The sequence below is a fragment of the Burkholderia pyrrocinia genome (assembly GCF_001028665.1).
Taxonomy (GTDB): Bacteria; Pseudomonadota; Gammaproteobacteria; order Burkholderiales; family Burkholderiaceae; genus Burkholderia; species Burkholderia pyrrocinia.
Genome location: NZ_CP011505.1, coordinates 12,466 through 25,567, shown reverse-complemented (window position 1 = coordinate 25,567; position 13,102 = coordinate 12,466). Strand labels below are relative to the sequence as shown.

At 68.4% G+C, this 13,102-nt stretch carries 10 protein-coding genes; 4 read left to right on the top strand and 6 right to left on the bottom strand.

Annotation, left to right across the window (positions count from 1 at the left end):
* Positions 1-736: 736 nt before the first annotated feature.
* The 4 genes from msrB (at position 737) to ABD05_RS30410 (ending at position 5,311) form a co-directional block, all read left to right on the top strand.
* A complete protein-coding gene (gene msrB, locus ABD05_RS30425) occupies positions 737-1,267 on the top strand; it encodes a peptide-methionine (R)-S-oxide reductase MsrB (protein WP_047903918.1) in 531 nt (176 codons plus the stop codon).
* A 35-nt stretch (positions 1,268-1,302) separates the two neighbouring features.
* Complete coding sequence (locus tag ABD05_RS30420; protein WP_047903917.1) at positions 1,303-3,159, top strand: cytochrome c biogenesis protein DipZ; 1,857 nt, start codon at positions 1,303-1,305, stop codon at positions 3,157-3,159.
* Between the two features lie 73 nt (positions 3,160-3,232).
* The gene (gene msrA, locus ABD05_RS30415) at positions 3,233-3,976 is read left to right on the top strand and encodes a peptide-methionine (S)-S-oxide reductase MsrA (protein WP_047903916.1); all 744 of its coding nucleotides are present in this window, start codon (positions 3,233-3,235) and stop codon (positions 3,974-3,976) included.
* 219 nt (positions 3,977-4,195) lie between these two features.
* Positions 4,196-5,311 carry an aromatic ring-hydroxylating oxygenase subunit alpha gene (locus ABD05_RS30410; RefSeq protein WP_047903915.1) on the top strand — a complete coding sequence of 372 codons (1,116 nt, stop codon included), beginning with the start codon at positions 4,196-4,198 and terminating at the stop codon, positions 5,309-5,311.
* A gap of 49 nt (positions 5,312-5,360) precedes the next feature.
* Here ABD05_RS30410 and ABD05_RS30405 read toward each other — a convergent pair whose 3' ends face one another.
* From ABD05_RS30405 to preA, 6 genes are all read right to left on the bottom strand, one after another.
* A complete protein-coding gene (locus ABD05_RS30405; RefSeq protein ID WP_047903914.1) occupies positions 5,361-5,750 on the bottom strand; it encodes a cytidine deaminase in 390 nt (129 codons plus the stop codon).
* A 129-nt stretch (positions 5,751-5,879) separates the two neighbouring features.
* Complete coding sequence (deoA, locus tag ABD05_RS30400) at positions 5,880-7,196, bottom strand: thymidine phosphorylase (RefSeq protein WP_047903913.1); 1,317 nt, start codon at positions 7,194-7,196, stop codon at positions 5,880-5,882.
* 39 nt (positions 7,197-7,235) lie between these two features.
* On the bottom strand, positions 7,236-8,510 hold the full coding sequence (locus ABD05_RS30395; RefSeq protein ID WP_047903912.1) for a NupC/NupG family nucleoside CNT transporter: 1,275 nt from the start codon (positions 8,508-8,510) through the stop codon (positions 7,236-7,238).
* 153 nt (positions 8,511-8,663) lie between these two features.
* Positions 8,664-10,121, bottom strand: coding sequence for a dihydropyrimidinase (gene hydA, locus ABD05_RS30390; RefSeq protein ID WP_047903911.1), 1,458 nt, complete (start codon positions 10,119-10,121; stop codon positions 8,664-8,666).
* Between the two features lie 48 nt (positions 10,122-10,169).
* The gene (locus tag ABD05_RS30385) at positions 10,170-11,678 is read right to left on the bottom strand and encodes an NCS1 family nucleobase:cation symporter-1 (RefSeq protein ID WP_047903910.1); all 1,509 of its coding nucleotides are present in this window, start codon (positions 11,676-11,678) and stop codon (positions 10,170-10,172) included.
* 100 nt (positions 11,679-11,778) lie between these two features.
* Entirely contained in the window at positions 11,779-13,095 is a 1,317-nt protein-coding gene (gene preA, locus ABD05_RS30380; RefSeq protein WP_047903909.1) for an NAD-dependent dihydropyrimidine dehydrogenase subunit PreA, read from the bottom strand.
* Positions 13,096-13,102 lie beyond the last annotated feature (7 nt).

Genomic DNA, 13,102 nt, shown 5'->3' with positions numbered 1-13,102 from the left:
GGTTAGCGCTGCCGGCGCGAGGAGCGACTTGAGAGCACTCCGGGCTCCTTGGCGGGGCTCGAGTTCGCGGAGAAACGATCTTGAGCTACTAGGCCGGTGGCAGCGCCGAGATGACCGACGCGATGCCGCGGGCTGGATACGGCGGTAGGATTCCCCGATCTTCATCGCCCGGCTCCTGTCCCAAAATGAAGGGAAACATAGCCCTTACTATGTTCCCCTTCATTCCGCCGGATCCTGCCTAGGAATGGACCACCTCGGCGGAGCGCATCGCGTCGCCATTTCACTGCACAACGGCGCACGTCCTTAGTCGCTTCTTGAAGTTTCTACGTAGAAACTGTCAAACGTCCGCGTCCACACGCGCACCACGCGTCGGTCGCGATAGCTTGCAAATTCATCCGTCTATCAATGCGCATCAGACGCTCGATGTGATTCGCGACCGCAGTCAAACAACGCTCGTATCTCAGTCCGATTCGATCGGCAAACCAAAGTCCGGATTCGCCGCGCCACTCGACGAACACTAAAAAGACACTAAAAATCGCGGCGCGAACAGGTGCTCGGTAAGCATCTGCGGCTCACCCGCTCGAAGGCCCTTGCCAGCTGGAGCTTCGACGGATTCCAGCGCACCTCGACGGAACACCCAGACATCACAATTCATTTAACTTTCCGTGAGGACTTCGACACCGGCCGCTGCCTACGATAGGCGCATGTTTTCAGGACCTGCTTCCAGGAGCCCATCATGCCCACCCGCAGACATCTGCTGTTCGCCGGCGCCACCGGCCTCGCCACGCTCGCGGCGCTGTCGTCCGCCGGCCGCCGCGCGCTGGTCGGCCGCGCGTTCGCCGCGCAGCCGGCCGCCCCGCGGACGGCCACCCCATACGAAATCACCCTCAGCGACGCCGAATGGCATCGCCGGCTCACGCCCGCCCAGTACACGATCCTGCGCGAAGCCGGCACCGAGCGGCCGTACAGCAGCCCGCTGAACGACGAGCATCGGGCCGGCACGTTCGCGTGCGCCGGCTGCGATCTGGCGCTGTTCTCGTCGGCCACCAAGTTCGACAGCCATACGGGCTGGCCGAGTTTCTGGAAGCCGCTCGACCACGCGGTCGGCACCAACGCCGACGCGTCGTTCGGGATGGTCCGCACCGAAGTGCACTGCCGCCGCTGCGGCGGCCATCTCGGCCACGTGTTCGACGACGGCCCGCCGCCGACCGGCCTGCGCTACTGCATGAACGGGCTCGCGCTCGCCTTCCACCCGGCCGCCGCCTGATCCGGCCCCGCTCCCGACCGACTGGAGAACGCACCATGCTGCTCATCGTCCTTGCCTATCTCGGCGGCGTGCTCACGATCCTGAGCCCGTGCATCCTGCCCGTGCTGCCGTTCGTGTTCGCACGCGCCGACCAGCCGTTCGTGCGCACCGGCCTGCCTCTGCTGGCCGGCATGGCGCTCACGTTCGCCGTCGTCGCGACGCTCGCCGCCGTCGGCGGCGGCTGGGTCGCGCAGGCCAACCAGGTCGGCCGCTGGATCGCCATCGTGCTGCTCGCGGTGTTCGGCCTGACGCTGCTGATGCCGCGCTTCGCCGAACACCTGACGCGCCCGCTCGTCGCCGCCGGCAACCGGCTCACCGGACTCGCGCAGCGCGACGGCCGCCCGGCCGGCCCCGCGTCGTCGCTGCTGCTCGGCGTCGCGACGGGCCTGCTGTGGGCGCCGTGCGCCGGCCCGATCCTCGGGCTCGTGCTGACCGGCGCCGCGCTGCGCGGCGCGAACGTCGGCACGACGCTGCTGCTCGTCGCGTATGCGGCCGGCGCAGCGACGTCGCTCGCCGTCGCACTCGTGATCGGCGGCAAGGTGTTCGCCGCGATGAAGCGCTCGCTCGGCGCCGGCGAATGGATCCGGCGCGGGATCGGCGCGACGCTGCTGGCCGGCGTCGGCGCGATTGCGCTCGGCCTCGATACGGGCGCGCTCGCACAACTGTCGACCGTCGCCACCGGCGGACTCGAGACGAAGCTCATCGACCGGCTCGGCGGACGCTCGAACGGTGCGCCCGCAACGACGGCCGCCACGGGCAACGCTGCCGGCGACACGACCGGTAATGCAAGCGGCGGTGCGATGTTGGCCGCGACTGCCGATGGCGCGCAGGCCGGCGGTGCGATGATGCGCGCGGCCGACGTGAAGCCGTCCGCGCTGCCCGTCGAAGGCACGCTGCCGTCGCTCGACGGCGCCGTGCAGTGGCTGAACTCGCCGCCGCTGACGGCGGCCGGCCTGCGCGGCAAGGTCGTGCTCGTCGATTTCTGGACGTACTCGTGCATCAACTGCCTGCGCACGCTGCCGTACACCAACGCATGGGCGCGCAAGTACGCGCCGTACGGGCTCGTCGTGATCGGCGTGCACGCGCCGGAGTTCGCGTTCGAGCGCGACATCGGCAACGTGAAAAAGGCCGTGCACGACCTCGGCATCGACTACCCGGTCGCGATCGACAACGGTTATTCGATCTGGCGCGCGTTCGGCAACGAATACTGGCCCGCGCACTACTTCATCGACGCGCAAGGGCGCATCCGCCATCACCACTTCGGCGAAGGCGAATACGCACAGTCGGAACGCGCGATCCAGTCGCTGCTCGCCGAAGCCGGCCATCCGGAAGCGCTGAACGTGCCGCTCGGGCTGGCCGGTGCGCCCGCGAAGGGCGCGCTCGCGGCGGCGGATACCGCGGAGGTCCGCTCGCCCGAAACCTATGTCGGTTATGCACGCGCGGAAGACTTCTCGTCGCCGGGCGGCGTCGTGCGCGACGCGGCGCATCGCTACGACGCGCCGGCCCGCCCCGATCTCAACGACTGGGGCCTCGCCGGCACCTGGCAGGTCGGCGCCGAGCGTGCGTCGCTCGCCGCGCCGTCCGGCCGGATCGTCTACCGCTTCCATGCACGCGACCTGCACCTCGTGCTCGGCCCGGGCGCGAACGGCCAGCCCGTGCGCTTTCGCGTGACGCTCGACGGCGCGGCGCCCGGTGCCGCGCACGGCGCCGACGTCGATGCGCAGGGCTACGGCACGGTCACCGGGCAGCGCCTGTACCAGCTCGTCCGGCAGTCCGGCGCGATCGCCGACCGCACGTTCGCGATCGAGTTTCTCGATCCCGGCGTCGATGCGTACGCATTCACGTTCGGTTGAACGCGGGCGCCGCACGCGGGCAACGCCGCCACCCGAGCACCGTCATCCACAACGCATTCCGAAGGAGCATACGATGAACCCGACACCCACCCGCGATTCCACGCCGCGACGGCGCGCAGCGATGCTGCGCCGCATCGGCGCCATCGCCGTCGCGGCCACCGCCGTGTTCGGCTTCCAGCGCATCGTCAATTCCGCCGAGCCGATGCGCACCGTACCCGCACCGACGCTCGACGAAACGCCCGGCGCGTCGCACGACGAGACGGCCGTGCTCGCCGGCGGCTGCTTCTGGGGCGTGCAGGGCGTGTTCGAGCACGTGAAGGGCGTGAAGCAGGTCACGGCAGGTTATGCGGGCGGCGCGTCCGAAACCGCGCACTACGCGCTCGTCGGCTCGGGGCTGACGGGGCACGCGGAATCGGTTCGCATCGTCTACGACCCGACGCAGATCACGTACGGCCGGCTGCTGCAGGTGTTCTTCTCGGTCGCGCACGACCCGACCGAGCTCAACCGGCAGGGCCCCGACGAAGGATCGCAGTACCGGTCCGCGATCTTCCCGACCAACGCGCAGCAACGCGCGGTCGCGACCGCGTACATCGCGCAGCTCGGCAGTGCGCACGTGTTTCCGGCGCCCGTCGTCACGCGCGTCGAGGCATACAAGGGGTTTTATCCGGCCGAGGCGTATCACCAGAACTACCTCGAACTGCATCCCGACGCGCCGTATATCGCGTTCAACGACCTGCCGAAGGTCGCCGGGCTGAAGCAGCGCTTCCCGGCGCTGTACCGCACGGACGCGGTGCTGTGGCGCGATGCCGGCTCGTGACCGGCAGCCGGCCGCGTGACGGGATGCCACCCGCCGCGCGGCGGGCCCGGCGCACACCGCCCGCGGCCCGGTTTGCGCCGCATCAACGAAACCCCGGCCGTCATGCCGGGGCAAACCCGAATCGCGTCCGCCGCAACGGGCAACTTCGCGTAGACTTCTCTAGATCCCCGCCGCTTCTTGCGACGCCCGGACTTTCTGCCCAGCCAGGAGACGTCACGCATGCTCGCAGTGCCTTTGCCTGACAGCAGCACCCTCGAAGAACCCTCTTCCGGCACGGGCGTGCGCGACCTGCGCCGCGTGCCCATTCACCCCGATCACTGGTACCCGCTCGCGTGGTCGCGCGAGCTCAAGCGCGGCAAGACGCTCGGCGTGCGCTTCGCCGGCGATCCGATCGTGCTCGTACGCACCGAATCGGGCGCCGTGTACGCGCTCGAAGATCGTTGCGCGCACCGCCAGGTGCCGCTGCACGCGGGCGTCGTGAGCGGCGAGACGCTGCGCTGCTGCTATCACGGCTGGACCTACGCGTGCGACAGCGGCCGCTGCGTCGACGTGCCCTACCTCGGCCGCGAGCGTTTGCCGAACGGCGTGCGCGCGTATCCGTGCCGCGAAGCGCACGGGCTGATCTTCGTGTTCCCCGGCGACGCGACGCTCGCCGACACGCGGCCATTCCCCGCGCTCGAATCAGCGGACAACCCCGCGTACAAGACCCGCCGCTTCGGCCGCGAGGTCAAGTGCCACTACTCGTTCATGCACGAGAACCTGATGGACATGAACCATCAGTTCCTGCACCGCAAGCAGATGGGACAGATGCGCGCGCGCTCGTTGGGCCGGCGCCGCGGCGACGACTGGGTCGAGGTCGACTACACGTTCGCGCGGATGGAGGGCAAGCAGCCGGTCGGCGAGGCGCTCGTGTTCGGCGCGAGCAAGAAGGCGTCCGACCAGTCCGACAAGAGCGTGATGACGGTGCGCACCGGCTATCCGTACCAGACGCTGCGGATCCGTTCGAGCGAAGGCACGCTCGTGATGGACCTGTGGATCGTCTACGTGCCGCTCGACGCCGAGCAGCGCACCAACCGCACGTTCGGACTGCTGTCGATCCACAAGCCCGGCATACCGTTCGCGCTCGACCTCGCGTGGCCGCTGCTCGTATGGTTCACCGAACGCATCTTCCGCGAGGATCGCTGGATCGTCGAGCGCGAGCAGGAAGCGCACGATCGCCAGGGCGCCGACTGGAACCACGAGGTGTTTCCGGTCATCAACGAGCTGCGCGACCTGCTGCGCCAGTGCGGCGCGCGCACCGTGATCCCGATCCGCGAAGCGCGCGACGGCGCGTGATACGTGCGGCGCGCCGCACGACATCGCAGGCTCGCCGCGACGCGCTCCGCTACAACCGGAACGCGCCCGGCAGCAACGCGTGTGCCGTCGTGGCCTCGACATCGCCTTTCAGGTTGCCCAGGATCACTTCGATGTCGGGCATGCCGATCTCGATGATCACCTGACGGCACGCGCCGCACGGCGCGATCGGGCCGTCCGTGTCGCCGACGACCGCGAGCCGCGCGAAGTCCCCCGGACGATAGCCGGCGGCGATGGCCGAAAACATCGCCGTGCGCTCCGCGCAATTGCACAATCCGTAGGACGCGTTCTCGACATTGCAGCCGTGAAAAATCGTGCCGTCGCGCGCCTGCAGCGCCGCGCCGACCTTGAAGCGCGAATACGGCGCATACGCGCGTTCGCGCGCCGCCTTTGCCTGTTCGAGCAATTCGTCTCGTTCCATCTCGATGGTGCCTCCGGTGGTGTGCCGGGATGCATCGACTCAGCCGCATCCCGGCACGCACGATACTCCCGTAATGTGAAGCGGCCGCCGATGCCCGCACGCTCCGTCCGTGCCGGCACCGGCGGCCGGTCAACCGATCTGCTGGTGAATGGTCGGCGGCGCATCGCCCGTCTCGCCCAGCATGTAGCTGCGCTGGACCGCGTCCACCGCGCGCGCCGCCGAGGCGGCGTCGCGGGCGTGCACGCAACCGAGCGGTTGGCCGGCCTCGACACGCTGCCCGATCTCCGCAAGCGCGGACAGGCCGACACGGGTGTCGATCGCATCCGCCGCTCGCGTGCGGCCACCGCCGAGCGCGACGACCGCCAGCCCGAGCGCGCGGCAATCGACCCGCTGCACGACGCCGCTCGCGCGCGCCGGAACCGGCACGATCGCCGCCGCCCGCGCGAGATGACGCCCGGGCGCAGCGATCAGGTCCGCGGGGCCGCCGAGCGCCACGACCATTCTCGCGAAGCGTTCCGCCGCCGCGCCCGAGTCGAGCGTCCGTTGCAGCATCGCGCGTGCCTGTGCGTCATCGCCTGCCAGCCCGCCGGTGACGAGCAACTGCGCTGCAAGCGCCATCGTGACTTCATGCAGCCGGGCCGGACGTGACTTGCCCGTCAGGTAGTCGATCGCGCATGCCACTTCGAGCGCATTGCCCGCACACGGTGCGAGCGACTGGTTCATGTCGGTGAGGATCGCGGTCGTCTTCATGCCGGCGCCGTTGCCGACGTCGACGATGCTGCGGGCCAGTTCCGCCGATTGCTCGACGGTCGGCATGAACGCTCCGGAGCCGACCTTGACGTCCATCACGAGCCCGTCGAGTCCTGCCGCGAGCTTCTTCGACAGGATCGACGCGGTGATCATCGCGACCGACTCGACGGTCGCCGTCACGTCGCGAATCGCATAGATGCGCTTGTCGGCCGGTGCCAGCCGCGCGGTCTGCCCGATGATCGCGACGCCGACGTCGCGCACCGTGCGGCGAAACGCATCCGTATCGGGCGTCACGTCGTAACCGGGAATCGCGCTGAGCTTGTCGAGCGTGCCGCCGGTATGGCCGAGCCCGCGCCCCGAGATCATCGGCACGTATCCGCCGCACGCGGCCACCATCGGCCCGAGCATCAGCGACACGACATCGCCGACGCCACCGGTCGAATGCTTGTCGATCACCGGCCCGTCGAGATCGAGCGCGCGCCAGTCGAGCACGTCGCCCGAGTCGCGCTGCGCGATCGTCAGCGCGACTCGCTCGTCGACGCTCAGGTCGTTGAAGTACACGGCCATCGCGAACGCCGCCACCTGGCCCTCGGTCACGCTGCCGTCGGTCACGCCGCGCACGAACGCGGTTATCCCGTCGCGATCGAGCGGCTGCCGGTTGCGCTTCTGGCGGATGAATTCCTGCGGTAGAAACATCGTTGCATCTCCTCGATCGGTCAGGGGCCGCTGCGCGGTTCAATGCAGGGAGAAGAACAGGCCGGCAATCGCGGCACTCATCAGGTTCGACAGTGTCGCGGCCGTCAGCGCACGCAAGCCGTGCCGTGCGACTTCCGACCGACGCTCCGGCGCGACCGCGCTGAAGCCGCCCGCGAGAATGGCGATCGACGAGAAGTTCGCGAAGCCGCACAGCGCGAACGACACGATCGCGAGCGTCTTCGGGTCGAGCACTTGCAGGCCGGCCGCCGTGACGTGTTCGCTGCCCTTCAGGTACGGCGACAGGTCGCCGTACGCGACGAACTCGTTGAAGATCAGTTTCTCGCCGATGAAGTTGCCGGCCAGCGCCGCGTCGTGCCACGGCACGCCGATGATCCACGCGAGCGGCGCGAACAAGTGGCCGAGAATGCCCAGCAGCGTGATCTGCGGAAAGCCGGCGAACGCGGCCACGCCGCCGACGATGAGGTTCATCAGCGCGATGAGCCCCACGAACGCGATCAGCATCGCGCCGACGTTGATCGCGATTCGCAGGCCGACCGCCGCGCCGGACGCCGCCGCCTCGATCACGTTGGCGGCCCGCTTGTCGTCGAAATCGAGACCGTCGACCACGACGCGGCTCGGCTCGACGGTCGGAAACAGCAGCTTGCCGAACAGCAGCCCGCCCGGCACCGCCATGAACGACGCGGCGAGCAGATACTCCATCTTCACGCCGAGGCCGGCGTAGCCGACCAGCACCGAGCCCGCGACCGACGCCATGCCGCTCGCCATCACCGTGAAGATCTCGGCGCTCGTCATGTTCCGCACGAACGGCTTCACGAGCGCGGGCATCTCGCTTTGCCCGAGGAAGATCGTCGCGACGGCCGAGCACGCCTCGATACGGCTCACGCCGAGCACTTTCGCGAGCCCCGCGCCGAGGATCGCAACGATCCACTTCATCACGCCGATGTAGTACAGCACCGCGATCAGCGCGGTGACGAAGATGATCATCGGCAGCACGCGCAGGCCGAACACGAACCCGCCGTCGCCGAACAGCTGGAACATCCGGCTGTCGACCAGCCCGCCGAACACGAACGCGATGCCGTGATTGCCCATGTCGAGCACGCGATTGACGCCGTGCGCGGCCGCAGCCAGCGCCGCGCGGCCCGACGGCACGAACAGCACCAGTGCGCCGATCGCGAGCTGCGTGAGCAGCGCGGCAATCATGGTCCGGCCGCTCACCGCACGCCGGTTGTTCGACAGCAGGTAAGCCACCAACAGCAGGAACGACATACCCAGGAGACTGCGCAGAATATCCACCTTGTGCTCCTTTCTCTCAATGTTATTGATCTTGTCCGGCACGCGGCCCGGAACGCTCTTGTGACGCTGTCGGTGGATATTACTCGTTCGGCGCGCTCAAATGCGTGCGGGGCGTGCCGCTCGAACCGGCACGCCCCGCGCGACACACGCCGTTCAGCCCGCGCGCTCGACCGGATGCGGTTCGCGCAGCCGGTTCGCGATGCGAGCCGCCTCGTAGTAGCCGGCCGCCGGCGGCCGTTTCAGATAGTGGCCCGCGCCGCGCACCGCGCGCAGGTCGCCGTCGGCCCAGGCGAGTGCGCCGCGCGTGAGCGTGTGCGTCGCGACGCCCTGCACGGTCATCCCCTCGAACACGTTGAAGTCGACCTGCTGGTGATGGGTCTTCACCGAGATCGTCTTCGTCGCGGCCGGGTCCCACACGACGAGGTCGGCATCGGCGCCCACCTGCACGGCCCCCTTGCGCGGATACAGGTTGAAGATCTGCGCGGCGTTCGTCGACGTGATCCGCACGAACTCGTTCGGCGTGATGCGGCCGTGATTCACGCCGTGATGCCACAGCACCGACATGCGATCCTCGACGCCGCCGCAACCGTTCGGGATCTTCGTGAAATCGTCGCGGCCCATCGCCTTCTGCGACGCACAGAACACGCAGTGATCGGTCGCCGTCGTATGCAGTTGCCCCGCCTGCAGCCCGCGCCACAGCGCCTCGCGATGCTCGGCCGAGCGGAACGGCGGGCTCATCACGTGCGCTGCCGCACGCGTCCAGTCCGGGTCGCGATAGACGGCCTCGTCGATCACCAGGTGACCCGGCAGCACTTCGCCGAACACGCGCAGCCCCTCGCTGCGCGCGCGCGTGATCGCATCGACCGCATCCTTCGACGATACGTGCACGATATACACGGGGACGCCAAGCACCTGCGCGATGCGGATCGCGCGGTTCGCGGCCTCGCCTTCGACCTCCGGCGGGCGCGACAGCGGATGCGCCTCCGGCCCCGTCATCCCGCGCGCGAGCAGCGCCTGCTGCAGCCGGAACACGAGTTCGCCGTTCTCCGCGTGCACGGTCGGCAGCGCGCCGAGTTCGAGCGAACGCGAGAAGCTGTTCACGAGAATCTCGTCGTCGGCCATGATCGCGTTCTTGTAGGCCATGAAGTGCTTGAAGCTCGACACGCCATGCTCGCGCACGAGGGTGCCCATGTCGCGGTGCACGCTCTCGTCCCACCACGTCACCGCGACGTGGAAGCCGTAGTCGGCCGCCGCCTTCTCGGCCCAGCCGCGCCATTCGCGGAACGCGTCCATCAGCGGCTGCTTCGGGCTCGGGATCACGAAATCGATGATGCTCGTCGTACCGCCCGACAGCCCGGCGGCCGTGCCCGAGTAGAAATCGTCGCTCGCGGTCGTGCCCATGAACGGCAGTTCCATGTGCGTATGCGGATCGATGCCGCCCGGCATCACGTACTGGTCGTGCGCGTCGACGACGCTCGCGCCGGCCGGGGCGTCGATCGTCTCGGCGATCTGCAGGATCGTGCCGCCGTCCTGCGGGTCGGCGCAGAGCACGTCCGCACGGTAGGAGCGGTCCGCATCGACCACGGTGCCGCCACGAATCAGGATTGCCATAGGGTTGCCTCCTCGTTGACTGTCGGGTGCCGCATGCTGCGCCGCGCGTCATGCGCTCGCGATCTGCGCGCGCTGTCCGGCGCGCCACTTCATCCAGGTGCCGTACACGCCCGACGCCAGCACGAGGCCGACGAACCACGCGTACGTGTACAGCGTATTGAAGAACGCCGGCACGTTCGGGAACGACGCCGGAAATGCCGTGTGCAGGAAGCCGGGCAGGTTCGGCAGCACGCCGACCGCGAGCGCGGCCAGCGCGGCCGGGTTCCAGCCGCGCGCGTAGCTGAAGCCGCCGCGCTCGTCGAACAGCGCGCGCGTGTCGAGCTGCGTGCCGCGAATCAGGAAGTAGTCGACCATCAGGATGCCCGCGACGGGCCCGAGCAGCGCCGAATAACCGACGAGCCAGGTGAAGATATAACCGTCCGTCGTCGCGAGGATCTTCCACGGCATCATCACGATCGCGATCGTCGCGGTGATCATCCCGCCCGCGCGGTACGAGATGGCCTTCGGCCACAGGCTCGAGAAGTCGTACGCGGGGCCGACGAGATTCGCGGCGAGGTTGCAGCACATCGTGTCGAGCGTGAGGATCACGAGCGCGATGCCCACGCCGATGCCCGTCATCCGGCTCGTCAGGTCGATCGGGTCCCAGATCGCATTGCCGTAGATCACGACGGTCGCCGACGTCACGACGACCGACACCACCGACAGCAGCGCCATCGGCAGCGGCAGCCCGATCGACTGCCCGATCATCTGGTCGCGCTGCGAATGCGCGAAGCGCGTGAAATCGGGAATGTTCAGCGCGAGCGTCGCCCAGAAGCCGACCATCGCGGTCAGGCCCGGCCAGAAGGTCGCCCAGAACAGCCCGGCCTTCTTGCCGCCCGCCGCGAACTGCGACGGCGCCGACAGCATCGAACCGAAGCCGCCCGCCTTCGACGTCGCCCACCACACGAGCGCCACGCACATCACGACCTTGATCGGCGCGGACCAGCTCTCGAGCCAGCGGATCGAATCGGTGCCGTGCAGGATGAAGTAGATCTGCAGCGCCCAGAACACGAGGAAGCACGCGAGCTGCCCGAACGAGATGCCGACGATCGGCAGCGCCGCGCCGTGCAACGCGTTGCCGGTCAGGATGTTCAGCAGCGTGTAGATCGCGCTGCCGCCGAGCCAGGTCTGGATGCCGTACCAGCCGCACGCGACGATCGCGCGCAGCAGCGCCGGCAGCTTCGCGCCCTGCGTGCCGAACGACGCGCGCACGAGCACCGCGTACGGAATCCCGTGCTTCGCGCCCGCATGGCCGATCAGCAGCATCGGCACGAGCACGATCAGGTTGCCGAGCAGCACGGTCATCACTGCCTGCCACGGCGACATGCCTTCCTGGATCAGCCCGGCCGCGAGCATGTACGACGCGATGTTCATCACCATCCCGACCCACAGTGCCGCGAAGTGATACCACTTCCACGTGCGCTGCGCCGGCGTCGTCGGCGCGAGGTCGTCGTTGTACAGGCTGCCGCCCTGCGCCGCGGCGCTGTCGGGATCGGCGGGGGTCGCTGCTGGTTTCATCGAAGGCACTCCACGTAAACGTCAGCGCCGGCATCGCACAATGCCGGCCCACGGGAACGAAAAACGGCGGCGCCGGATCTTCCGCACCGCCGGACGCAGGTCAAGCCGCCTTCGCGTGCTTATCGGGCGCCGCCGCCGGGCCCGCACTCGCGCCCGCGTCGGCACGCGTCGGGTTGTTCGGATGCGTGGTCCAGTTTGCGTACTCGCCCGAGTCGACGCGCTCCATCGTGATGCATTGCTCGACCGGACACACATGCATGCAAAGATTGCACCCGACGCACTCCGAATCGATCACTTCGAAGTGCCGCATGCCGTCCTTTTCGCGCGTGATCGCCTGGTGCGACGTGTCCTCGCACGCGATATGGCACAGCCCGCACTGGATGCAGCGGTCCTGATCGATGCGCGCCTTGATGTCGTATTTCAGGTTCAGGTATTTCCAGTCGGTCACGTTCGGCACCGCGCGGCCGCGTACGTCGTCGAGCGTCGCGTAGCCCTTCTCGTCCATCCAGTTCGACAGCCCGTCGGCCAGATCCGACACGATCCGGAAGCCGTAATGCATCGCCGCGGTGCACACCTGCACGCTGCCGGCGCCGAGCACGATGAATTCGGCCGCGTCGCGCCAGGTCGAAATGCCGCCGATACCGGAGATCGGCAGGTTCGGCGTTTCCGGATCGCGCGCGATCTCCGCGACCATGTTCAGCGCGATCGGCTTGACCGCCGGGCCGCAATAACCGCCATGCGTGCCCTTGCCGTCGACGGTCGGCATCGGCGCCATGTGATCGAGATCGACCGCGACGATCGAGTTGATCGTGTTGATCAGCGACACGCCGTCCGCACCGCCCTTGTATGCGGCGCGCGACCCCATCCGGATGTCGCTGATGTTCGGCGTGAGCTTCACGAGGCACGGCAGCTTCGTGCCCTCCTTGACCCAGCGCGTGACCATCTCGACGTACTCGGGCACCTGCCCGACGGCCGCGCCCATCCCGCGCTCGCTCATCCCGTGCGGGCAGCCGAAGTTCAGCTCGACCGCATCGGCGCCCGTATCCTCGACGAGCGGCAGGATCCATTTCCAGTCGCGCTCGTTGCACGGCACCATCAGAGACACGATCAGCGCACGGTCCGGCCAGTCGCGCTTGACCTGCGCGATCTCTCTCAGGTTCACGTCGAGCGGACGGTCGGTGATCAGCTCGATGTTGTTCAGCCCCGCGATGCGCTGGCCGTTCCACTGCACGGCGCCGTAGCGCGAGCTGACGTTGACGACGTGCGGATCGAGCCCGAGCGTCTTCCAGACGACGCCGCCCCAGCCCGCCTCGAACGCACGGTTGACGTTGTAGGCCTTGTCGGTCGGCGGCGCGGACGCGAGCCAGAAGGGATTCGGCGAAGTGATGCCCGCGATGGTGCAACGAAGGTCGGCCATGTTCGGC

Bases quoted from the DNA above. Each gene is read 5' to 3' on its own strand.
- deoA (WP_047903913.1), bottom strand. From the start codon at position 7,196: ATGTTTCTACCGCAGGAATTCATCCGCCAGAAGCGCAACCGGCAGCCG.
- msrB (WP_047903918.1), top strand. From the start codon at position 737: ATGCCCACCCGCAGACATCTGCTGTTCGCCGGCGCCACCGGCCTCGCC.
- ABD05_RS30410 (WP_047903915.1), top strand. From the start codon at position 4,196: ATGCTCGCAGTGCCTTTGCCTGACAGCAGCACCCTCGAAGAACCCTCT.
- preA (WP_047903909.1), bottom strand. From the start codon at position 13,095: ATGGCCGACCTTCGTTGCACCATCGCGGGCATCACTTCGCCGAATCCC.
- ABD05_RS30385 (WP_047903910.1), bottom strand. From the start codon at position 11,678: ATGAAACCAGCAGCGACCCCCGCCGATCCCGACAGCGCCGCGGCGCAG.
- ABD05_RS30420 (WP_047903917.1), top strand. From the start codon at position 1,303: ATGCTGCTCATCGTCCTTGCCTATCTCGGCGGCGTGCTCACGATCCTG.
- hydA (WP_047903911.1), bottom strand. From the start codon at position 10,121: ATGGCAATCCTGATTCGTGGCGGCACCGTGGTCGATGCGGACCGCTCC.
- msrA (WP_047903916.1), top strand. From the start codon at position 3,233: ATGAACCCGACACCCACCCGCGATTCCACGCCGCGACGGCGCGCAGCG.
- ABD05_RS30405 (WP_047903914.1), bottom strand. From the start codon at position 5,750: ATGGAACGAGACGAATTGCTCGAACAGGCAAAGGCGGCGCGCGAACGC.